This is a genomic window from Neomegalonema perideroedes DSM 15528 (assembly GCF_000374145.1).
Taxonomy (GTDB): Bacteria; Pseudomonadota; Alphaproteobacteria; order Rhodobacterales; family Rhodobacteraceae; genus Neomegalonema; species Neomegalonema perideroedes.
In genome coordinates this window covers 662617-686357 of record NZ_KB893653.1, presented here as the reverse complement: position 1 = coordinate 686357, position 23741 = coordinate 662617, and the positions used below count along the sequence as shown (strand labels likewise).

Annotated in this window: 15 protein-coding genes and 1 other RNA gene; 5 read left to right on the top strand and 11 right to left on the bottom strand. The window is 68.5% G+C overall.

The genetic code is table 11. From position 1 onward, the window contains the following. Position 1 precedes the first annotated feature (1 nt). The 11 genes from B161_RS0103255 to pyrF form a co-directional block, all read right to left on the bottom strand. Complete coding sequence (locus tag B161_RS0103255; RefSeq protein WP_018631925.1) at positions 2–487, bottom strand: division/cell wall cluster transcriptional repressor MraZ; 486 nt, start codon at positions 485–487, stop codon at positions 2–4. A 597-nt stretch (positions 488–1084) separates the two neighbouring features. After that, positions 1085–1503, bottom strand: an RNA gene (gene rnpB, locus B161_RS18720) — RNase P RNA component class A. A gap of 35 nt (positions 1504–1538) precedes the next feature. Further along, positions 1539–2345 carry an N-acetylmuramoyl-L-alanine amidase gene (locus tag B161_RS0103250; protein ID WP_018631924.1) on the bottom strand — a complete coding sequence of 269 codons (807 nt, stop codon included), beginning with the start codon at positions 2343–2345 and terminating at the stop codon, positions 1539–1541. Further along, positions 2342–2650, bottom strand: coding sequence for a DUF1244 domain-containing protein (locus B161_RS0103245; protein WP_018631923.1), 309 nt, complete (start codon positions 2648–2650; stop codon positions 2342–2344). The genes B161_RS0103250 and B161_RS0103245 overlap by 4 nt, the downstream gene beginning before the upstream one ends. Beyond that, positions 2643–4022 (bottom strand): DNA repair protein RadA, encoded by a 1380-nt coding sequence (gene radA / locus B161_RS0103240; RefSeq protein WP_018631922.1) that lies wholly within the window; start codon positions 4020–4022, stop codon positions 2643–2645. Before radA ends, B161_RS0103245 begins: the two co-directional genes overlap by 8 nt. Next, a complete protein-coding gene (locus B161_RS0103235) occupies positions 4023–4451 on the bottom strand; it encodes a hypothetical protein (protein ID WP_018631921.1) in 429 nt (142 codons plus the stop codon). It abuts the gene before it with no gap. Further along, positions 4448–5203: an ABC transporter ATP-binding protein gene (locus B161_RS0103230; RefSeq protein ID WP_018631920.1), complete on the bottom strand. Its 756-nt coding sequence runs from the start codon at positions 5201–5203 to the stop codon at positions 4448–4450. Before B161_RS0103230 ends, B161_RS0103235 begins: the two co-directional genes overlap by 4 nt. A gap of 45 nt (positions 5204–5248) precedes the next feature. Next, a complete protein-coding gene (locus B161_RS0103225) occupies positions 5249–6034 on the bottom strand; it encodes an MlaE family ABC transporter permease (protein ID WP_018631919.1) in 786 nt (261 codons plus the stop codon). A 192-nt stretch (positions 6035–6226) separates the two neighbouring features. Then, positions 6227–7480 carry a tRNA epoxyqueuosine(34) reductase QueG gene (gene queG / locus B161_RS16490; protein ID WP_018631917.1) on the bottom strand — a complete coding sequence of 418 codons (1254 nt, stop codon included), beginning with the start codon at positions 7478–7480 and terminating at the stop codon, positions 6227–6229. A gap of 2 nt (positions 7481–7482) precedes the next feature. Continuing rightward, complete coding sequence (locus B161_RS0103210; protein WP_018631916.1) at positions 7483–8151, bottom strand: glutathione S-transferase family protein; 669 nt, start codon at positions 8149–8151, stop codon at positions 7483–7485. A 207-nt stretch (positions 8152–8358) separates the two neighbouring features. Then, entirely contained in the window at positions 8359–9120 is a 762-nt protein-coding gene (gene pyrF, locus B161_RS0103205; protein ID WP_018631915.1) for an orotidine-5'-phosphate decarboxylase, read from the bottom strand. 349 nt (positions 9121–9469) lie between these two features. Between pyrF and B161_RS0103200 the strand changes: the two genes are divergently transcribed. The 5 genes from B161_RS0103200 (at position 9470) to B161_RS0103180 (ending at position 23715) form a co-directional block, all read left to right on the top strand. Continuing rightward, a complete protein-coding gene (locus tag B161_RS0103200) occupies positions 9470–12421 on the top strand; it encodes a COG1470 family protein (protein ID WP_018631914.1) in 2952 nt (983 codons plus the stop codon). Positions 12422–12505: 84 nt separating this feature from the next. Continuing rightward, the gene (locus B161_RS0103195; RefSeq protein ID WP_018631913.1) at positions 12506–13003 is read left to right on the top strand and encodes a DUF11 domain-containing protein; all 498 of its coding nucleotides are present in this window, start codon (positions 12506–12508) and stop codon (positions 13001–13003) included. A 414-nt stretch (positions 13004–13417) separates the two neighbouring features. After that, positions 13418–16291: a DUF11 domain-containing protein gene (locus B161_RS0103190; RefSeq protein ID WP_157755512.1), complete on the top strand. Its 2874-nt coding sequence runs from the start codon at positions 13418–13420 to the stop codon at positions 16289–16291. 235 nt (positions 16292–16526) lie between these two features. Then, positions 16527–22679 carry a DUF11 domain-containing protein gene (locus B161_RS0103185; protein WP_018631911.1) on the top strand — a complete coding sequence of 2051 codons (6153 nt, stop codon included), beginning with the start codon at positions 16527–16529 and terminating at the stop codon, positions 22677–22679. 211 nt (positions 22680–22890) lie between these two features. Continuing rightward, entirely contained in the window at positions 22891–23715 is an 825-nt protein-coding gene (locus B161_RS0103180; protein WP_018631910.1) for a transglutaminase-like domain-containing protein, read from the top strand. Positions 23716–23741 lie beyond the last annotated feature (26 nt).

Below are 23741 nucleotides of genomic sequence, written 5' to 3'. Positions count from 1 at the left end.
CTCAATCTCCTTCGGACGAGCGGACCAGACGCGGCCCCGGCGGACGCCCCAGCAAATGCGCGCTGGCGCGGGCCAGACGGCGGGAATCGGCGCGCTTTTCTTCGTAAACGGCCGGATTCCATATCTGGAAGTATCCGCCAAGTCCTGCGAAAAGCGCCTCGTCCTTAAGGAGAGCCAACGCTATGAACTCTTCGGGCAAAGGCACGCGGCCCTCGGGATCGAAAGGCACCACGCGCATGTCGGCCAGCAGCACGCTGGCGAGGGCGAAATATTCGTCGCTGTGGGGATCGAGCTTGGCGAGCTGCTCGTGGAAGCCCTCGATGCGGGACATCGGCCCGCCCTCGACGCAAGGATCCTCGCGCAGAGAGGCCGAAAGCGCCAGACCCTGCGAAATCTCCGCGCCCAAAGCGGCCCGGAAGGGCGCGGGTATGGAGACGCGGCCCTTTTTATCGATCTTATGCAGACTTTTGGAGAGAAACAGCGCCATGTCTGCTCCCGTCCGTCGCGCGCTTCCGCCCCAGCTCGCCCAAACGCCCAAGGAACGAAAGCCTTGATGCCGCCTCGCGCGCCTTGCTTTCAGCCCGCTCGGCGACGGCGATTCCACGAAACTCCGGAGGGGTTTCGGGAACGACCTCTAAAGCGCATGGCCCCTGACCCGGTTCCAGCGCTTTCAGAGGAGTCGAAGAGCGTCGCGCGGGCGTTTAGTTTGAAACCTGCCTCAATCCGACTTTTTTCAGCTCTGCGCGGCGCTCTTCGTCTTAACCAAGGGACTAGCATGGGCTTGGCGTGGGTGTCAATGTGATGGGCATGGGAATTTATGGGACAATTCCCCAAAGGTTAAAGAACAAAAAAACAACCTTCCTGTTTTTAGCTGGAAAACGCCCGTAGGAAATTGACGGATCTCCCGCTTTGATCCGGAATGACTTTGATTTTCCGCCCCGGAAATACGCGAATATTCAGAGAACAAATCAGACGAATACGGAACATTTTCCGAATCGACGCCTCCCTCTCCTGTTCGAAAGGCGTAAGCGGGGCCGATTGGGCGCGAATCCCCGCGCGCCGGCCCGTAAAGCTGGAAGAGAGACGGATCGAAAGGCCTGTAAGCCGGGTTCTGTGCCCGCGACCGAAATCGCGGCGACGGCCATTCCTCTGGGACGCCGATCGCTCGGCGCCTCGCGCGGTCCACCCGGGCGGCTGGGCTGAGGATCAGCCCTCGCGCGCGAGCCCGAAGGCTCCGCGCCGGCCGCCCCTATTCGACCTTGCTTCCGGCGGGGCTTGCCATGCCCCCGACGTTTCCGCCGGGGCGGTGGGCTCTTACCCCACCGTTTCACCCTTGCTCCAGCGAACTGGAGCGGTCTCGTTCTCTGTGGCGCTTTCCCTGAGCTTCTCCGCCCTTTCGGGCGGCCTCGCCCGCCGGACGTTATCCGGCGCCGCATCCTCATGAAGCCCGGACTTTCCTCGATCCGCGAGCGAGCCGCGGAGCGCGGCCGTCCAGCCTTCCGATCCGGCGCATGTGGTAAGCTTCGCGGCGAGGGCGGTCAAGACGCGCAGGGCCAGCGACGGGCCAATTCCTCCAGAATCGCGAGATCGCGGGCGTCTGCGGGCGAATCGAGGGCCTCGCAGGGCGATTGCGGACGGAACCGCAGCCTCACGGCGCGCAGAATCTCCGAAATCCGGGCTTGCGTCCCATGCGCGCCCAAATCCGAAGGGCTTCGCCCATCGCGGCCCAAATCGCCGCCCGATTCTCGTCCGCATCCGGCGAAGTCATATCCGAAGAGGGCCGCGAAAGGCAGGATCTCCCCCGGATCGGCGAGGATTTCGCCCGCTCCGCGCGGCTCCGCAGCCTCGGGCCAGACCGACAAGCCATGCAGCGCCAGAGCCCGCCAGTCGAAGCGGGGGCCGGGATCCTGCTTGCGATGCGGCGCGATGTCGGAATGGGCCAGCACGCGCTCGGGCGGGATGGACCAGCGCGCGAGGATCTCCCGCAGCAGCTCCTCAAGGGCGCGCATCTGAGGCGCGGGAAAAGGCGCATGGCCATTGCCGTGGCCGGGATTGGCCAGCTCGATTCCGACAGAACGGCTGTTCATGTCGCGCTCGCCGCCCCAGCAGCTGAGGCCCGCATGCCAGGCGCGCTCCGTCTCGGGGACGAGGCTCCAGATCCGCCCGTCCTCGGCGATGAGGTGATGAGCCGAGACCTCCGCCGCCGGATCGCAAAGCCGCGCCAGAGCGGCCTCGGGACAGAGCATGTCGGTGTAATGGAGGATCACGCAATCCGGCGCGGAGACTCCCCGGCGCGGACCGTGATTCGGCGAAGGATGCGCCAGAGGCTTGCCGATCCGCATCATGACGGCGGCTTCTCGCGCGCCGCGAAGGCCGCCTGAGCCTCGGGCGAGGCTTCGCGCTGATGGAGCTTGCGCCAATCTTCGTAAGGCATGCCGTAGACCTCGGCGCGGGCTTCGTCCTTGGTCATGGAGATTCCGCGCTCCGCCGCCGCCTCCTGGCGCCAATTGGCGAGGCAATTGCGGCAGAAGCCCGCCAGATTCATCATCTCGATGTTCTGGACCTCGGGATGCGCCGCCAGATGGGCCAGCAGGCGCCGAAAGGCCGCCGCGTCCAGATCGCGGCGGAGGTTCTCGTCTTGCTCACTCATGGCCGGGGGGCCTCCCGAAACGGTTCACCAGATCGTCGAGGGTCTCCAGCAGATCGAGACGCGCCGTCCCGCCCGCGAGAGGCTTGGTCTTATCCGGCGCGAGGATCCGCGTGAAGCCGAGCTTTTCGGCCTCTTTGATGCGGGCGTCGGCCTGAGGCGCGGGCCGCAAAGCCCCCGACAGGCTCACCTCGCCGAAGAAGGCGGCCTCGGCGGGGGTGGATTTATCGCGCCAGCTCGACAGCAGCGCCGCCGCTATGGCGAGATCCGCCGCCGGTTCGGTGACCTTCAGCCCGCCCGAAACCGCGACGTAGATGTCCTGCGCGCCGAAGGAGACTCCGCAACGGGCCTCCAGCACCGCGAGGATCATCGCCAGACGCGCCGAATCGCAGCCCACCGCCGCGCGCCTCGGGGTGCCGAGCGAAGAGGGCGCCACCAGAGCCTGAATCTCGACCAGAACCGGCCGCGTGCCCTCGATTCCCGCGAAGACCGCCGCGCCCGGCGCGCGCTTCTCGCGGTCGCCGAGGAAGAGCGCCGAAGGATTGCGCACCTCCGAAAGCCCCGCCCCGGTCATCTCGAAGACGCCGATCTCGTCGGCGGGGCCGAAACGATTCTTCACCGCCCGCAGAATGCGGAATTGGTGGCCGCGCTCGCCTTCGAAATAGAGCACCGTGTCGACCATATGCTCGACCACGCGGGGTCCGGCGATCTGGCCTTCCTTGGTCACATGGCCCACCAGCAGCAAGGCGACCTCGCGGCGCTTGGCGAAGCTGACCAATTCATGCACCGCCGCCCGCAATTGCGCCACCGAGCCCGGCGCGCTCTCGACGTGATCCGCCCAGAGGGTTTGAATGGAATCGATGGCCGCCACGGCGGGCTTTTCGGCGTCCAGCGTGGTGAGGATGTCGCGGAGATTGGTCTCCGTGGCGAGCATCAGCGGCGAATCCGCGACTCCGAGCCGCGCCGCCCGCATGCGGATCTGCGCGGCGGCCTCTTCGCCCGAGACGTAGATGGTCTTGGCGCCGTTGCGCGCCCATCCGGCCATGGCCTGAAGCATGAGCGTGGATTTGCCGATGCCCGGATCTCCGCCGAGCAGCACCGCCGAGCCCTGAGCCAGACCTCCGCCGAGGGCGCGGTCGAACTCCCCCACCCCGCTGGAGAGCCGGGGCGGCGCCGCCTCCTCGCCCGCCAGAGGCAGAAGCGCCGTCTTGCGGCCCTTCTTCGCGCCGAGGGACTTGCCCTCAGGCCCGGCGGTCGAGAGCCCCGCCTCTTCGGCGATGGTGTTCCAGCCGCCGCAGGCGTCGCAGCGCCCCGCCCAGCGCGGAAAGACCGCGCCGCAGCTCTGACAAACATAGCGCGCCGAGGCTTTGGCCATTCACTTCAACCAGACCATCAGCCGCGGCGCGATCAGCAGGAACATCGCCGCCCCGAGGCCCAAAATCAGCAGCCAGTCGAAGATCGTGGAGGTCTGAGCGAATTCCGGATCGCCCTCGGCCTTGCGCCGCACCGCCGAGCCATGCGCCCCCGCCAGCACCGCCACCGCCGCCAGAGCCGCCAGAATCACCGCGACGTTGGCCCCGAAGCTCGCCCCGACCGGCGCCAGAGCCAACAACGCCCCCGCTCCGAAAATCCCCCGGAAGGCCACCGACCGCGCGCCGCCCGTGCGGCCTTCGGCCAGACGCAGCACGTTCAGCCCGAGGCTCGCCGCCGCCGTGGCGAGCATCGCCGCCAGCCCCGTCGCCGCCAGCCAGAGCGACCCGTAGCCGGACAGAGCCTCCAGCAATCCGCCGATCGCTTCCCTCATCTCACCGCCTCGATGGGGCCTTCCGCGCGGCCCGCCAGAAATTGACGCAAATAGGGGTTCGGGTCCGCATCCGCCTCGGCGACCGAGCCCTGCCAGATGATCCGGCCCTGATGCAGCATGGCGACCTTATCCGCCACCGTCCGCAGGGTGCTGAGATCATGGGTGATCGTCACCGCCGTGGCGCCGCTTTCGGTCACGATCTCACGGATCAGGTGATTGATCACGCCCGACATGATCGGGTCAAGGCCCGCCGTCGGCTCATCCACGAAGAGAATCTCCGGATCGGCCATCATCGCCCGCGCGAGCGCCGCGCGTTTCTGCATGCCGCCCGAAAGCTCGGCGGGATAGCGCTCCGCCGCATCCGGCCCGAGCCCCACCCGGCGCAGCTTTTCAATCGCCGCCTCTTTGGCCTCGGCGAGGGCCTTGCGCCCCGCCCCGCGCAGCTTGCGGAAGGCCACGTTCTCCCAGACCTTCAGGCTGTCGAAGAGCGCGCCGCCCTGAAACAACACCCCCATGCGGTTCATCAGAGGAACCCGCGCCGCCTCGGAGAGCTGGTCCACCCGCCGCCCGTCGATGCGGATCTCGCCGCCGTCCGGCTTGAGCAGCCCGAGCGCCGTCTTGATCAGCACGGATTTGCCCGTGCCCGAACCGCCGATCACCACGCAGGATTCGCCCCGCGCCACCTCAAGATCGACTCCGCGCAGCACATGATTCGCGCCGAAGCGTTTTTGCGCGTCGCGCCATTCGATCATGGGAGAATTCGGGGCCGCTTTCGGGGGGGATGTTTCGGCCATGGCTCAGGATCCGAAGAAAAGTTCGGTGAGGACGTAATTCGTCACGAGGATCAGCGCCGAAGCCCCGACCACCGCATTGGTGGCCGCCCGCCCCACGCCCTGAGCGCCGCGTCCGGCGTTGAAGCCGTGATAGCAGCCCATCAGCGTGATCACCGCCCCGAAGACCGCCGCCTTCACCAGACCGGAGACCACGTCTATCCATTGAAAGGCGGCGATGGTCGCCTGAAGATAGGCGTCGGGCTGAAACCCGAGCCGCCGCACGCCCACCAGATAGCCGCCGAAGATCCCCAGCGAATCCGCCACGAGGATCAAAAGCGGCATGGTGAGGATCCCCGCCGCCAGACGCGGCGCGGTCAGATAGCGCATGGGGTCGGTGGAGAGGGTGCGCAGGGCGTCGATCTGCTCGCTGACCCGCATGGCGCCGATCTCCGCCGCCAGAGCCGCAGAGACCCGGCCCGCCACCATCAAGGCGCCGAGAACCGGGCCGAGTTCGCGCAGAATGCCGATCTCGACGATGGAGGGGACCACCTGCTCGGCGTTGAAGCGGGCGCCGCCCATATAGATCTGCAACGCCAGAGCCGCGCCGGTGAAGATCGCCGTGAAGCCCACCACCGGCAGCGAGAAATAGCCGATCCTCAGCGCCTGACGCCAGAATTCGCGCAAATGCCAAGGCGGCGCGAACAACCGCCAGAAAGCCCCGAAGGCGAAGAGCGAAAACCGCCCCACTCCGGCGCAAAGCGCCAGCACGGGCCTGCCGAGCGCGGCGAGAAAGGCGAGGATTCGGGTCACGGGCCGGCCTCCTTGCAGGCTTCGCGGCGTCGGCGGAGGCTTCGCGGCTCCGCCCCTCCGGCGAGGCCGGAGGCGGAGAAGAAGGCGAAGGAGCAGGCGCGCGGCGAAATCATGTCAGGCGCATATCTTGCGGCGCCCGCGAGGGCAACCGCTAAACGCGCGCAGACCCCCGCAAGGCGGCGGGAGAGGCGTTCAGGATACGGAGAATCCCGGAGATCCGGCGTCTCGAATCCCGCCGGGTCGCGCGATTCGCCCGCACGGCCGTTCCGGCGCGTTCGGATCGCGCTCCAGCGCCGCGCCCCATTCGGCTTCGGCCTCGGGGTCGGGATCGGGCGCGCGCGCCGCCGCCAGAGCCGCGAACTCCGGGCGCGGCAGAAGCTGCGCCAGAGCCCAGACCGCCGCGCCCCGCGTCACGGGATCGGAATCGGCCAGCCGTTCGCGGACGAGGGGAATCAGGGACTCCAGCCCGGAATTGCCCGCCGCGATCAGCACGTTGCGCAGGAAGCGCCCTCGCCCGATGCGCTTGATGGGCGATTTGGCGAAGATCTCGCGGAAATCCTCGTCGCTCTCGATCTGGAGGAAATGCGCCAGCATCGGGCGTTGCAGCATCACGCCGCGATAAGCCATCTCATGGGCGGCTTTGGCGTATTTGTTCCAAGGGCAGACCGCGAGGCAATCGTCGCAGCCGTAGATCCGGTTTCCGATGGGCTTGCGGAACTCATGGGGAATCGGACCCTTATGCTCGATCGTCAGATAGGAGACGCAACGTCGGGCGTCGAGCTGGTAAGGGGCGGGAAAAGCGCCGGTCGGGCAGGAATCGAGGCATTTTCGGCAGCTGCCGCAAGAGCCTTTCGACGGGCCGTCGGGCGGCAGAGGCGTCGAGGTGTAGATGGCCGCGAGGAAGGTCCATGAGCCCGCCTTGCGGCTGACGAGATTCGTATGCTTCCCCTGCCAGCCGAGCCCCGCCGCCGCCGCCAGAGGCTTCTCCATCACCGGAGCCGTGTCGACGAAGACCTTGACCGCCTCGCCCGTGGTTTCGGCCAGCCAGCGCGCGAGGCGCTTGATCTTCTTCTTGACGACGTCGTGGTAGTCCTCGCCTTGGGCGTAGGTCGCGACGCCGCCGCATTCCGGCGATTTCAGCACCTTCAGAGGATCATGTCCGGGACCGGGGCCGTAATTCTCGGCCAGCATGATCACCGCGCGCGCCTCCGGCCAGAGTTCGCGCGGATCGGAGCGTTGCGCCGTCCGCTCCTTCATCCAGAGCATGTCGCCCTGAGCCCCCCCCTCCAGCCATCGGCGCAGCCGCTCCGGAGCCTCGGGAATGGCGTCGGGCGCGCAGATTCCGAAATCCGCGAAGCCCTCGGCCTCGGCCCGCCCGCGCAGCTCCGTCTTGAGCGCCTCAAGCGCGACGGGATCCCAGGCGAAGGCGGGGCTGAGAGCGTCCATGATCAGAAATCCAGATCGGCGTAGCGCGGCTGCGGGGGGATTCCCGGCAGGGCGTCGGCGAGCAGACTCCGGAAGCTCGGGCGCGATTTGATCCGCATATACCAGAGCTTGGCGGCTTCGTTATGGCTCCAGGGCACGGCCCCGAGGTAATCCAGACAGGAGAGATGCGCCGCCCCCGCCAGATCGGCGAAGCTCAGCGCCTCGCCCGCCAGATAGCGGCGGCGGTCGGCCAGCCAGCCGAAATAATCCAGATGATGCCGCAGATTGGCCGAGCCGATCCGCAGACGCTCCGAATTGGGCGGCCCCTCGCCCTTGAGCCGCTTGAAGAGCCGCTCATAAGTCAAAGGCGCGGTGACCTCGCGGGCGAATTTCCCGTCGAACCAAGCCGCGAGGCGCCGGGCCTCGGCGCGGCCCGCCGGATCGACCGGCAAAAGCGGGATCTCAGGATAAGATTCTTCGAGATGTTCGAGAATCGCCGCCGAATCCGCCGCCACCAGCCCGGAGGATTCGACCAGAACCGGAGTCTCGGCGGCGGGATTGAGCATGAGGAAATCCGGGCGCCGCTCCCAACCGCGCTCCTCGATCAGATCGCAGGTCAGACGCTTCTCCGCCAACGCGAGGCGGACCTTGCGGCAAGGCGCCGAGAGAGGAAAGCTGAAAAGCTTGCGCATCTGGCTGGCGTCGGCTCCCTCTTGACCGCGGCGGACAGGCTGAGGCCACGCGCGCGGGGAAGGTGAAAGACTTATGCGTCGGAGATCCGAGCATATACGTCTTTTCGCAGGTGCGGCAAGAGCGGGCGCGCCTCCGCCGGCCCCGGCGGGCCAGAGGCCGCCAAGGCTCGGAGGAAGAGGGGGCCGAAGGATGGTCCGCCTGCGGATTCAGCCCAGAGCTTCGGCGATTTCGGCCTGAATCGCCTCGGCGGCGGCGCGCGGGTCGGCGGCGGCCCAGACGGGGCGCCCGACCACCAGATGATCCGCGCCCGCCTTGAGCGCCGCAGCCGGAGTCGCCACGCGCTTCTGATCGCCATGATCCGAGCCCGTCGGGCGCACCCCCGGCGTGACGATCAGCTTGCCCGCCGCCTCCGGCAGAGCCCGCAGCCGCGCGGCCTCATGCGGCGAGGCGATCAGCCCGTCCGCCCCCGCCGCGAAGGCCCGGAGCGCGCGCTCGACCGCCAGATCCTCCAAATCCCCGTCGCGAATCAGCATGGCGTCGAGATCCGCCCGGTCGAGGCTGGTCAGGATGGTCACAGCGAGGATCTTCGTCGCCGATTCGCCTCCCCCGCTCCCTCGGCCTTCGGCGGCGGCCCGCACCACCTGAGGATCCGCATGGACGGTCAGGAGATCGGGCCCGATCCTCCGCGCGAGGCTCCGCACGGCGGACTCCACCGTGGCGCCGATGTCGAAGAGCTTCATGTCGAGGAAGACGCCTCCGCCTTCGGCCTTGATCTCGCGGGCGAAATCCAGCCCGCCCTGCGCGAGGGAGCCCAGCCCGACCTTATAGAAATTCGCCGCCGGGCCGAGGATCCCGCGCAAAGCCCGGGAGCGCTCCAGATCGGGCGCGTCCAGCGCGACGATCAGGCGGTCGCGCGGCGGAATCGGCCGAACGGACGAAACGGGGAGCGAAACGGCGGCTTGCGGCATGGCGGCGATCCTCTCAAGAATTCAGGGCGAAATCCCGGGCGGGCCAGCGGAGCGGCGACCCGGAGCCCTCTCCCACGCCTGAGCCTTCAGGTCAACCGCCCCCGCCCCGCCGTTCGCCGCCTCCGGCGTCAACCCTCGGAAGATCAGGCGAAAATCCTCCTCCCCCCGCGGGATGCGGGCGCGGGGCGAGCCGCAGGCTTAACGCTTTCCGCCGAAACTTGGCCGGAACCGCGTAAGAAATTAAGCCTCCCGAAAGACCTCCGACGCAATGTGAACGCTGCTGCAAGAGGGGGGCGGGCCAGAGCCTGAGCGCCCGGCATTTCATCATCCTTGGCGACAAGGTCTCCATATGCGCTGTCCGAATCTCTTCGCCTCCATCTCCATGCGCGGTCTGGCCGGCGCGCTTGTCTCAGGGCTTTTGCTCTGCGCCGCAGACGCCTCAGAGGCGCAGGCGCAGAAGGCGAGCGGCGGGAGCTCCATGAGCTGGGCCGCCCCATCCAACGGCGGCTGGGGCCCGGTCGGCAACTGGGCCTCCCCATCCCCGGACGGCGGCTCGCGCATCGTCAATCAGGCTGTGGTGGTCTATGAGGACGCCGCCGGCCAAGAGCGGCGCGTCACCACCAACGAGGTGGCTCTGGTCGTCCAGCCGGTCTATGCGGGCCATCTGAGCATCAATCAATCGCGCTCCGTCAACGTCGGCGGCGAAGCGCGCTTCGTCCATCGGCTTGAGAACACCGGCAACGCCCCGACGCATTTCTGCGTCGGCGCTTCAGAGCCTCCTCTGGGCGCGGCCAGCCTGCAGCTGGGCCGCATGCAGGTCTATCTCGACCGCAATTACGACCTTCAGGTCGATTCCGGCGATGAGTTGATCTACGACAAAGACACTTCCTCCGCCTACGGCCTCATCCATCTGGAGCGCAACGAAGGCGCGAATCTCATTCTGGTCGCGGAAGTCCCCATCGGCTCGACCGAAGGCGATTCGACTTTCGCCTATCTGAACGTGCGGGCGGCGCCGCCGCCCACCCAGAACTGCGTGGACAACCTCGTCGTCACGCCGGCCTCCGGCATCCTCGACCGCAATCAGGACCGAATCATCGCCCTGCCGGAGCCTACGCTGGAGGTGACGAAGACTTCGGAATGGATCTCCAACGGCCCCGGCCTCGCCGACGACCAGATCCGCTACACCCTCGTCGTGACGAATCGCAACTCCTTCACCGTCCACGACCTGCGCGTCGACGAGCGGCCCAACGGCCAGTGGGTCTACGTCCCCGGCTCCGTCGAGGTCGATCCTCCGGGCCTGCCCGTCCGCCCTCTTTCGGATCCGGACGCCAACGGCTTGCCTCAGGATCCCGCGGGCCTGTATCTCGGAGGCGTCGGCGAAAACGTCGCCCCCGGCGCGAGCATCCGAATCCGCTTCCTCGCGACTCCGCCCGCAGGCTACGTGCGCGGGACGAAAATCCACAATGCGGCGCTCGTCTCCGGCGCCGACGGGGGCTCTCCCACCCCATTGACCGCCGTTCTGGAATCGAACACGACCATCGACGTCGCTCCGCCCGAGCGCGCCGTCTCTCTGGCCGACACCGGCGCGAACGCGAATCCCGCCCTCAACGACGGCGGCGACGACGACGGCGCGCTCAACGGCGAGCAGCTGGTTTCTCAGGTTTCGGTGGGCGAATCGGCGCGCTTCGAGCTGATCGCGGCCAACGGCTCCACCGAGGCCGAATTCCTGCGCTTCCGCGTGGACTCGACCGACTTCCCGGCCGGAACCCTCTTCACGCTCCATCGCGCCGACGGCGTGACCCCCCTTTCGGACAGCGACGGCGACGGCTGGCATGATCTCGGCGTGACCGCGCCCGGCGCCGTCCGGCGCGTGGTGGTCTTCGCCCGGACGCCCTCCGACGTCGTCGCCGCCGCGGGCCCCTATCGGGCGACGGCTCAGGTCCGCCTCGCCTCGAACGCCGCCATGACGGCTTCCGCGGATTTGGTTCTGGGCGAAATCCGGCTCGGAAGCCTCGACATCGCCGTGACCGCCGGCCCCGCCTTCAACGACGCCGGCGTCGCGAATCAGGATCCCGCCAGCGCCCCCGCCGCCGTTTTGACCGGCCGCCCCGGCGAGACCGTGAATCAGACGATGATCCTCGCCAACGAAGGCTCGGTGAGCGAGGACGGCGTGCTGAAGATCTGGCTCGACGAGACCATGACCATCCCCGTTCCCGAAGACTGGACCGTCGTCACGACCGTCTCGGCGGATGACCGGACGCAGCTGCCGCATGCGGGGCCTCTGGCGCCGGGCGTCTTTCCGGCGCCGGGCGGAACGGCGAGCTTCAACCTCTCCATCTCCATCCCTCCGACCGCCGCGCCGGGTCTGTTCAGCTTCTTTGTCTCGGCTCAGGGCGGCGCCTCGCGGGCGCTGGACGTGGCGCGGATCGATCTGAACCTGCTGCACCCCCTCAACGCGCTGCAGATCTCGCCCGACCGCAGCGCCTCGGTCGCCCCCTGCGGCGTGGCGACCTATCTGCACCGGGTGGAGAATCTCGGCACGACGCCGATCTCCGTCCGGCTCCGGCTGCAGGATCAGACCGCCTTCGCCTCGGCGATCGAATTTCCGGTCGGCCCCGCCGGCCAGGAGCCGACCGAATTCCTGCCTATGCAGGATCTGCCCCCGCTGTTCATGACGGGCGGAGCGACCTACTCCGTCCACAGCGCGGCCGCCGGATCCTGGATCACCCGCTCCCTCTACTGGAACGGCATGAGCGTCCCGCTGGTTCTGGAGCTGCATCCGGGCGACTGGACTCTGGTGCGGCTGCGGGTCTTCGCGCCCTGCTCGGCGCCTGAAGGCGCCCGCGACGTCGCGACGCTCGTCGCCGAATCGCTGATCGGCCCCTATGTCAGCAGCGTTCAGGACACGACCACCATCGGCCCGACGACCCTGACTCTGGAGAAGGCGGGCGCGCCGGACATGAACTGCGACGGGACGCCCGACGCGGCCTTCGCGACCGGCGGCGTCTTCGCTCCGCCTCAGGCCTGCGTGATCTGGCGCCTGACGGCTTCAAATCTCGGCGCCCAATCCGTTTGCGCCGTCCGGCTTGAGGACGAGGCCCCGGAATTCACCTTTTTGCAAGGTTCTCCGCATATCGTCAGCGAACCCCCGCCGGGCGGCGGCTCCTGCCAGATTTCGGGCGCGACCATCGCGTGCGACGTCGGCGCGCCTCTCGACATCGACGGCGATTCGGTCTTGGAAAGCCATTGCCTGCGGCCTGGCGAAAGCGCGGAAGCGCGCTTCACCGTCCGCATTCAGTGACGAGGCCGGAAGATCCGCTCTCTCCCTGCGAGGAAATTTCTCCCCGGCGCCCCCCGCCGCATCCGAGTGAATGAGGTTCGAACCATGTCCCTCCCCGTGCTTCTTCGTCCGGCCGCCCTCGGCGCGGCTCTGATCTTCGCCTCGCCCGCCTTCGCGCAGCCTGCGGAGCCCCTGCTCTCCTCGCTCACGGCGATGATCGTCTCCAAGGATTCGCTCGGCCAGGAGACGCTGGCTCCGGCCGCCGCGGCCGCCCCGGGCGACGTGGTGGAGTATCAGATCAACTACACCAACATCTCCCCGGCCTCGATTTCGGGCGTGGTCATCACCGGCCCCATCCCCGACAGCATGAGCTATGTGGCGAACTCGGCCTTCGCGCCGGGCGGCGACCGCCTCGAGGTCAGCATCGACAACGGCGAGAGCTGGGAGCGCGAGCCGGTGCGCCGCCTGCGCCAAAACGCTCAGGGCCAGACCGTCGAAGTGGTCGTCCCGCCCGCCGAATACACCCATGTGCGCTGGGTGGACGCCGCCCCGATCCATCCGAGCCAGTCCATTCAGTATAAATATCGCGCTCAGGTGAACTGAACGCGGCGACCAGAGAAATTCTGAAGATTTAAGAATTTCAACTTCAGAAAAACTCTGAAACGACTAGACTTAAAAACTGACGCGGGGAAATATTCATGAATATTTCCCCGTTTTTATTTTTAATTCGCTCAAATCTCGACAGATTAATCCTTTCGACGCCACGTTATGCGCCTCGGATTATCAAATTTTCAATCCTCTCCTTCGTAAAATGGGCGAACGAAGCGTCGCGTCGCGAAACGCGGCTCTTCGGGCCGAGAGCCGTTCCGGCTTCTGCGGCCAACCATAATAAAGGGTCGGAAGATGACGCCACTTCGCATCAAGCCGGGCGTGCGCGCCTTGGCGTTGACGACGACGGCGTTCATCGCTCTGGCGGGCGTCGCGCAAGAAGCGCACGCCGCCACGGCGGCGAACACCGTGATTCGCAACCAGGCCACCGCCACCTATCAGGATGCGGGCGGCAACAGCTATCAGGCGCAGTCGAACATCGCTGAGCTGACCGTCCAGCAGGTCTACGACGCGACGATCTCGCAGGACCGCAGCAAGACCGGCGCCGCCGGCCAGACGGTCTACTCCTCGCACACCCTGACCAACCAGGGCAACGGCGAGGCCTGGTACCGCATCTCGGTGGCCAATATGGCCGGCGACGACGGCGACTTCACCACGGTGCAGGTCTTCCGCGACCTCAACGGCAACGGCGTCGCCGACGCCGGCGAGCCGGTCGTGGCCACGGGCGCCGGCTCCGCCAGCCTCGTCCGCCTGAACGGCGCCGAAGCGGCTCAGCTGCTGATCTCGGCCCAGCTGCCCAACGGCGCGGCCTCCACCGACGAATACGCCGCCGTGATCACCGCAGCCCCCGTCGACGCGGCGGGCGCGGCGGGCGCCTTCGGCGTGGTGCGCGACACCACTCCGGCGGGCCAGACCAACGCCTATTCCGACGCGACCCCGACCACTCTGGGCGCCAACCACCTGCTCGTGACCGTCACTTCCGACGCCGTGCTTGAGGTGACCAAGGCCGCCGTCATCGACACGACGACCAGCGAGATCGCCTACACCGTCACGGTGCGCAACACCGGCGGCCGCGCAGCGACCGACGTCCGCATCTTCGACGCCCTGCCCGACGGCGTGACGCTGGTCGGCGGCAGCATCGTCTCGACGGGCTTCGGCGCCAACGCCGGCGACGTCGCCGCGGTCTCGGTGTCCACCATCAACGAGACCACCTACGGTCAGGACTACAACAACGACGGCGACGTCACCGACACGGCTCTGGTCGGCGTCGAAGGCCTCGACGCCCTGCTTCCGGCGGGCGCCTCGGTTCAGATGACCTTCCGCGTCGCCTATAGCTCGGGCTACGCGACCGGGAACGCCAGGATCATCAACGTGGCCTACGCCCAAGGCGACGTCGACGGCGACGGCAACCCGGAAGATCCGGTCCCCTCGAACCCGGCTCAGGTCGATCCGCCTGTGGTCTACAACGTGACGATCTCGGACACCTCCTCCGGGGGCGCGCCCGGCGTGAACGACGGCGGCGACGACGACAACACGTACAACGACGTGCAGGTGGTCGACACGGCTCCGCTCGGCGCGACGGTGATCTTCACGAACCACATCATCAGCTTAGGCAGCCTGCCAGACCGCGTCAATCTGAGCATTCAGCCGGGCCACAGCTTCCCGGCGGGCACGCTCTTCTCCTTCTGGAACGCGAGCGGCACCGTCCAGCTTCTCGACAACGACGGCGACGGCGCTCCCGACACGCCGATGATAATCCTGGACCAGCCGCCCGGGCCCTACGTCCTGCAGGTGCGCGCGATCCTGCCCCAGACGGCGACGCTCAACCCGCCCGGCACGCCCTATGACGTGGTCGTCGTCGCGACCTCCATCGGCGACCCGACCAAGTCCGATACGGTGACCAACCGTCTGGAGGAGATCACCGCCGCCGGCGTCGACCTCGCCAACAGCAATCCGGGCGTCTGGAACGCCGGGGACGCCGTCGACGCCTACGACCCGACTGCAGGCACCGCCACGGCGACCACCACCACGACCGCCGCCGTCGGCGGCGTGGTCAGCTTCCCGCTGCACATCAAGAACTTCGGCGGCGTCTCCGACAGCTTCCAGCTCTATGCGGGCGGCGGCTGGTTCGCGGGCGCGGCGGTCGGCTCTCAGCTTCAGACTCTGCCTGACGGCTGGTCGGTCCGGTTCCTGAACGGCTCGGGCCAGCAGATCACCACCACTCCGGCGGTGCAGTCCGGCGGGGTCTACTCCCTGACCGCCGTCGTGCAGGTTCCGAGCGACTACGCTCAGGCCCTCGCCGACTACACGGCGGACTTCCGCAGCCAGACCGCCTCCGCCGACGCCTCCCTCGACGCTCTGGTCGACGGCGCCTACCCGATCTTCTTCTCGGTGCGCTCGCAGAGCACCGGCGTGTCGGACGTCAAGCTCGACGCGGTGAAGGTCTCGCCGGATCCCCGCTACCAGCTCTCGGCCGACAAGGACGAGCAGCCGATCGCGCCGGGCGCCTCCAGCCGCACCGACCACACCCTGACCAACACCGGCAACACGCCCGGCGAATACGACCTGACGGTCGCCAGCTCCGATCCCGCCTGGGGCTCGACGATCTGGGTCGACACCAACGGCGACGGCGTGCCTGACCGCCCGCTCGACACCATTCCCGACGGCTCCCCGGTCTTCGTCCGCAATCCGGACGGCACGACCACCTCGGTGAATCTCGTCAACGGCGGCAAGGTGCCTTTGGCCCCCGGCCAGCAGATCCCGGTCTGGGTCGACGTGCAGGCCCCGACCAACGCTTCGGTCGACCAGCGCGTCACCGTCACCCTCTCGGGCACCGACGGCGCCACCACCCAGACCAGCCGCGTGCCTTACCGCGTGGCCACCGGCGTTCTGCGCCTGACCAAGTCCGCCGCCGTGGACGCGCTCTGCGCGGACGTCGGAGCGGTGGACCTGGGTCCGGACGGCGCCTTCACCGAGAACGCGTCCCGCGCCAACCCCGGCGACTGCGCGATCTGGGAGATCGTCGGCACCAACGTCGGCACCGAGCCGGTCAACACGATCGTCGTCACCGACGCCGTGCCCAACTTCACCACCTTCCGCACGGGCTCCGAGCGCTTCTGCCTTGAGGTGGGTTCGGTCTGCACCTTCACGACCCCGACCAGCGGCTTCACCGTCTCGGGCATGTACAACGACATCACGCTCGACGCCAGCAGCCTGCTGACCGGCGGCGAACTGCAGCCCGGCGAGACCTTCCGGATCCGCTTCTCCACCGAGATCCAGTGATCCGACCCTGACAAGCGAGGGAGGGGCGTCCGCGCCCCTCCCGACCCGATCTTCCTCGCCGCGTCATTCGTTAGGTCATTTTCATCCGCCGTTTCGCCGTCGCGCCCGCGCCCTCCGCGGGCCGCAGGCCCCCTGCGCCCTTCAGTCCGGGCGACACGACCCTCCCCGCGCCCCCGAGGGGGCGCAGAGATCCTGAAGCGTCCTCCGACGCCGCCGTTCATGGAAAGCTCGCCCCATGGGAATCCAAAGCCTCGCCGCCCCAGCCCTCGCGACGCCTTCCCTGGCCCGCCCCCCGGCCCGGCGCATCCGCAGAGCGGCGCTGGCCGCGTCGATCCTCCTCGGAACGGCCCTGGCGGAGGCGCCCGCCGCTTCGGCGCTCACGCCGATCGGCACGGTCATCACCGGACAGGTCTTCGCGGATTACCAATATCCAGGCTCGGCGGAGCGATTCCGCGCGGCCAGCAATCTGGCCTCTTTGCGGGTTCTGGGCGTGCAGGCGGGTCTTCTCGAACCCGACATCTCGCGGGTTCTGTCGCCCGGCGCGACGACCGTCCTCGTCCATAGCCTGACCAACGTCGGCAACGCCGCCAGCTCCTACGCGCTGTCTCTGAGCTTCGAAAGCGAATGGCGGCTCGAGGGCGTCGTCCTCGCTCTGGACGTCAACCGCGACGGCCGGCTGGATTCCGGCGACCGCGTGATCGACGGCCCGCTCTTTCTCCACGCCCAAGGCGAGATTTCGGCTCAGATTCTGATCGTCGGGCGCGCGCCCGCCGCGGCGCCCGCCGGAACGCTCCTGCGGCTGCGGCTCGACGCGGAGGTCGTCGACCCGCATCCCGACGCCGTCGTGCGGAGCATCGCGCCCGCGCGCGACGAGATCACGCTCACGCGGCCCGGCTCGGCCCATCTGACGAAAAGCCTCGGCGAATCCTGTTCGGCGACCGTTCCGGCGGGCGGCGAATTCTCGGTTTCGCTCGGCGCCTTCGAGCTGGGGCGCCTCTCCGCCTATGTCCGCGCCTTTCCGGTGGACGGCGGTTCGGCGCGCGGCGTGATGGTCGAGGACCAGCTCCCGGCCGAGGCCTTCCCCTCGCTCTCCGCCCCTCAGATCTCGCTTCTGGGCTCTTACGCGCTGCTCGGCTTCGGCGAGGGCTCGGCGACGGTCTGGCGCTCCTGGAGCTCCTGGAGCGGGGGCGAGCGTCCGACCCGCATCGGCTTCTTCCTGCCGGAAAGCGTGCTGACCTCGGGCGCCGAAGCCCGCATGACCTATCGGCTTCAGGCTTTGAGCGGCGGCGCGCTTTCGGCTTTCGCCTCCGCGCCCGCCTTCCTCGACGCCGAGGGCGACGGCCGCCTCGACGGCGAATTCGACCTCTCCGCCGCCGCGCCCTGCGCCTCGGTGCCGCCCGCCTCCTGCTTCGTCGAGGCGAACGGCGCCTTCGCTCTGGCGGGCTTCCAGAACTCGGCGGTCGAGGCCGCTCTGGCTCAGGCCCGCGGCGCGCTCTATTACTTCACGCCGGAAGGCGCGCCGCTCGCGGGCGATTCCGAGGCCGCGCTGATCCTGCGCGCGCCCGCCGCCGCCGCGGTCGGCGAGCTGACCGCCGTGATCTCCGATTCCGTCACCGGCGATTCGATCCGCGCCCGGCTGACCCCCGTCCCCGGACGCTCCGGCTATTACGCCATGGAGCAGGCCGCGCGCATCCAGCTCGCGGAGGCCGCGGGCCGCGGCCTGATCTGTCAGGCGGGCTCCGCCGCCTCCTGCGTCCTGCGCAGCGCCCTGCGCAGCCGCCTGACGGCCGACGTCTCCGCCGTCGGCTGCTCGGATTCGCTGCGGGTGGAGGCTCTGGTCGACAGCGGCGGCGTGACCTTCGTCGGCTCGGATTCCGCGAATGCGCGTCTGCCGGAGACCGAGGTTTCGATCACCCGCGTCGAGACGGCGGGCGCGCCCTCCGCTTTGTCGGCTTCTCTCTCGGGCTTCTCCGCGATCAGCGACGCCGAGGGCCTCTTCCGTCTGCCTCAGGGCCTGCCGACCGGCGATTACTGCGTCACCGCCGCGAAACAGGACTACCTCTTCCCCTCTCTGGCGCTGGTGGCCTCGACGCCCTTTTCGCGCCGCGTGGATCCGGCCTTCGCGCTGGGCTGCGGACGCGACGCCGTGTTTCAGGTCGCCCCCGCGCGCCTGAGCGCCGCCGGCGCCGATCTGAACGGCCTCGACATTCCGCTGGATCTGCGCGCCGCGCCGGTCGACGACCAAGGGCTTTGGGTCGAGAAGAGCGTCTCCGCCTCGACGGCTCAGGTCGGCGACTTCCTGCGCTATGAGGTGCAGGTCGAGAACCGCACCGGCCGCCGCCTCTCCGGCGTGACCCTGCGCGACGAAGCCGCCCGCGGCCTCGCCTACGCCCCCGGCAGCCTGCGCGTGGACGGCGCAGCCCCCGCCGACGGGACCTGGAGCTTCCAGACGCCCAACGTCAACCTCTTCCGTCTGGCGGAGATGGAGGCGGGCGCCTCGCTCAGCGTCAGCTATGTGATGCGCGTGGGCGCGGGCGCCTCGGGCGATCTGCTCAACTCGGCCTGGGCCACGGGCCTGCGCCCCGACTCGACCCGCGTCGACTCCGCCGCCTCTCAGGCCCGCGTGAAGCTGGAGAACAAAGGCCCGATCAGCGACGAGAATTATCTCATCGGCCGCGTGGCGGTGGTCTCGGCCTGCGAGCGCCTGCCCGCCCAGATCGACGCCCTCGGCCTCGAAGACGCCGGAACCGGGACTCTGCGCCTGCCCCGCGCCGACGGGACTCTGGCCCGACCGCGCGTCTGGCCTTTGGCGGGCGCCCGCGTCTGGCTGGAGACCGGCGTCTACGCCGTCACCGACGAACGCGGCTACTTCAGCATGTACGGCGTGCAGAGCGGCCCGCATGTGGCGCGCCTCGACGGCGAGACCACGCCGCGCGGGCTCAAGCCGACCTCCCTGCGCAGCGCGCCCTCCTCCTCGGGCCGCGGAGACTGGTCGCAATTCGTGAATCTGCGCTTCGGCGACCTCGCCCGCGCCGATTTCCACCTCGTCGCCGACTGCGCCCAGATGGAGGCCATCGCCCCCTCGCTCGCGACCGATTCCGCCCAACCCCGCATCGAGCGCCAGCTCGACGAGGCGGTGCGCTTCGACGCCCGCGTCCGCGACCTCGAATCCGATCTGCGCGCCCGCGCCCGCGGCGACGGCGACGTCGGCCGCGGCCTGAGCGGCGATCTGCGCGCCGACGCCCCGCTGCTTGAGCGCCGCGAGGCTCAGGTGGCCGAAGGCGCCCAAGAGCAAAGCCGCCTCCGCGCCGCCATGCCCAAGAGCGAAGAGGTCGTGCAAAGCCTCACCGCCGAGATGGGCCGCGAAGGCCGCTGGCTCTGGCCGCTGGACGGCGTCAGCCGCGACGGCCGCTTCATGGCCGCCATCCGCGCCGACGCCGAGCCGGTCCTTTACGTCAACGGCGTCGCCGTGCCGCAAAGCCAGCTCGGCGAGCGCCTGCGCAATCCCGCCGCCCGCGCCGAGCTGGTGGCCTGGTACGGCGTGGCTCTGAACTCCGGCGCCAATCAGCTGGAGATCCGCGGCCGCGACCAGTTCGGCAATGAACGCACTCTGGCCAGCGCCACGATGACCCGCCCCGGCGCGCCCGAGCGTCTGGTCCTGACCTCCGACCGCCTGTCTCTGCCCGCCGACGGCGGCCGCAGCGTCGCGCGCCTGACGATCAAGCTGGCGGATTCCGCCGGAATTCCGGTGGAGGGCGTCTCCTTCGTCACGCTGCATTCCGAGGACGGCGCCTGGCTGACTCAGGATCTCGACGGCAAAGCCCGCGGCCTTCAGGTGCGGCTTGAGGACGGCGAGGCCCATGTGCGTTTGGCCAGCTCCGTGCGCTCCGGCCCCGTGCTGGTGACCGCCGAAAGCGAGGATAAGCGCAAAGCCGAATTGAATCTGCGCTTCTCCGCCGACGAGCGGCCTCTGATGGGCGTGGGCCTGCTGGCCTTCGAGGCGAATTTCGCCGGGCGCGGCTGGCGCATCCCCGAGAGCCTGCGCGCCATCGACGACGAAGACGATTACGGCGAATCCTATGAGATCGGCGCGCGCGGCGCGGTCTTCCTGAAAGGCAAGATCCGCGGCGACGCCCTGCTGACCCTGCTCTACGACAGCTCGCGCACCGAGGACGACAGGCTCTTCCGCGACCTCGACCCCAACGCCTATTACCCCGTCTACGGCGACGGCTCCGTCACCGGCTACGAGGCTCAGGCCCGCAGCCCGCTCTACGTGCGCCTTGAGAAGGGCGGCTTCATGGGCATGTGGGGCGATTTCGCCACCGACGCCGAGAACGACCTTAAGCTCGGCGGCCTGCGCCGCAACCTGACCGGCGTCAACGCGACCTATGAAGGCGAGGGCTGGCGCGCTCAGGTCTTCGCCGCCCGGCCCGACGCCTCGACCCGCACGGTCGAGATCCAGGGCCTTGGTCTGGCGATGGGCTATCAGCTGCCCGGCGCGCCCGTCCGCGCGGGCTCCGAGCGCCTCGCGATCATCGTCCGCGACCGGCTGAACCCCGGAATCCTGCTCTCGCGGCGGGACGTGCGGCGCGGCTCGGACTTCGCGCTGGATTACGACTCGGGCCGCCTCGACTTCTTTTCGCCCATCCCCTCGCTGGACGACGATCTGAACCCCGTCTACATCGAAGCCTATTACGAGACCGAAGCCGGCGGCGAAAGCTACACCGTGGCGGGCGCGCGCCTTGAGCGCGAGCTGGCCGAGGGTCTGCGCGTGGGCGGCGCCTACAGCCACGTCGACGATCCCGCCGAGCGCAACCGCCTTGCGGCCGTCTACGGCGAATATCGCCCCAATCAGGACGTCCGGGTCCGGGCGGAAGGCGCTTGGTCGCGCAATCCCGACACCGGCGCGACCGGAACCGCCGTGCTCCTCGAGGGCGAGGCGCAATTGGGCGGCGGCTGGCGCGTGGACGGCGGATTCGGCCGCGCCGAAGCCGATTTCCAGGGCGAAAGCGCCTCGGTCTCCTCGGGCCGCATGGAGGCCCGCGCCGGAGTCCAGGGCCCCTTGGGCGATCTGGCCGAGCTGCGGACTCAGGGCGTCTACAGCGCCGATCTGACGGAGGATAATTGGCGCGCCTCGGCCGAGGCGGAGCTGCGCCGCAATTTCGGCCCGGTCGAAGGGCGCCTCGGCGTCCGCCACGAACAGGCCGAGACCGGCGGCGAGCGCACCGAGCAGACCTTCGTCACCACCGGCCTGCGCGCCTCGACCGACGTCCTCGGACGCAGCGTCTCGGGGACTCTGGAGGCGGCGAAGGCCGTGGACAGCCCCGCCTTCCGCGCCAGCGCCCGGCTCGACGTCCAGGCGACGCCCGATACGACCTTCTACGTCAAGCATGAATTCGCCAATGACGACGCGACCGTCACCGGCCCCGAGGGCGACGGCTATCTCAGCGTGGCCGACGCCTTCAGCCAGGGCCGCACCGTCATCGGCATCGAAAACGACTGGCGCCCCGACACCCGCGTCTATTCGGAGACCCGCCTCACCGGCGACGCCTCCGCGCGCGGCGTCGAGAACGCCGTCGGCCTGCGCGGCGAATACGCCCTCGCCGAGAAGCTGACCTTGCAGGCTCAGGCCGAGCATGTCCGCGCCTTCTCCGGCGACGGCGCGGATTCGGCGGCGCTCTCCTTCGCCCTGCGCGACGAGCGGAGCCAAGTCATGAGCCGCGCCTTCCGCGTCGAGGGCCGCGTGCAGGATAAGGATTGGACCTTCGGCTCGACGGCGGCGATCATCGGCCGCGCGACCGAAGAGCTGACCCTCTTCTCCGCCGCGCGCTACGACGGACGCCTGCCGGACGTGGGCTTCGCCAGCCATAAGGCGCATCTGCGGCTGGGTCTGGCCTTCCGCCCGACCAACAACCGCACCCATATCCTCGCCTATTACGAGGCCGAATACGAACGCGCCGCCTCCGATCTGCGCGAGGACAGCCTGAACCACATCCTCGCGGCCCACATCAATTCGCAGGTGACGGACAGACTGCAAATCTCGGGCCGTCTGGGCCTGCGCTTCACGGATCAGCGCTTCGACGGCGCCCGCCACCGCAGCGAGGTCGGACTCGCGGACATCCGCGTGCTTTACGGCCTGACCGACCGCTTCGCCCTTGAGGGCCGCGCGGGCGCCCTGACCGCCGGATGGGGCGAAAGCACGAGCTGGTCGGGCGGGCTGGGCTTCAACTACGCGGCCACCGAGAACGTCGAATTCGGCGTGGGCTATAACTTCAGCGGCTTCGACGAGGATCGTCTGGACCCGCAGGGCTATAACCGAGAAGGCGTCTATATGCGGGTGAACATCAAGTTCGACGAGGAGCTCTTCAACTGGCTCGCCGCGCCTTAAACGCGATCCTCCGAAGAGACTCCCGCGTCCCAAACCGATTGGACTGCGAAAAATCGTCCTAAAAAGACCCGTCCGGCCTCGCCGGGCGGGTTTTCCGCGTCGCGGCGCCTTGATGAGCGGGGAATTGTTCTTAATACAATCCTAAAGGAGGGGGCGCCGCGTCGATCCGCGCCTCCGCGCCTCCTCCTGCGTCCAGAGGAAGGGAGCCATCATGCGCATTCAGACCGGATTCGACATCGCCTTCACGGTTCAGGCCCCCACGCCGATGATCCTGATGCTGAACGTCTCTCAGGGACGCGAGGCGGATCTGGAGGCCCCGGAGACCATCCGCTCCGACCCTCCCGTCCCTATGACGAGCTATCTGGACGTCTACGGCAATCGCTGCCAGAGGCTGACCGCTCCTCCGGGAACCATCCGCTTCAGCAGCGCCTCGGTGATCCGCGATTCCGGAACGCCCGACGCCATCGACTGGTCGGCGCCTCAGCACGACCTCGCGGAGCTGCCGCCCGAGACGCTGCAATTCCTGCTCGGCAGCCGCTATTGCGAGACGGATCGGCTCATGGGCGAGGCTTGGGGGCTCTTCGGGCATATTCCGCCCGGCATGGAGCGCGTGCGGGAGATCTGCAATTTCGCCAACCGGCGGATCCTCTTCAATTACCAGAACGCCCGCAACACCCGCACGGCCCTCGAAGGCTATCAGGAGGGAACCGGCGTCTGCCGCGACTACGCCCATCTGGCGATCACGCTTTGCCGCTGCATGAACATCCCGGCGCGCTATTGCACCGGCTATCTCGGCGACATCGGCGTTCCGCCCGTGCCCGATCCCATGGATTTCAGCGCCTGGTTCGAGGTCTATATGGGCGGGCGCTGGATCACCTTCGACGCCCGGCACAACGTCCCGCGCATCGGACGCATCGTCATGGCCCGCGGCCGCGACGCCACGGACGTGGCCATCGCCACCATCTTCGGGCCGCACGCCCTCAGCAAATTCGAAGTCACGACCTATGAGCTGCCCGAGGCGACGGTCCCGGCCTGAGCCCTTCGAGGGTTTTCCGACCGAAT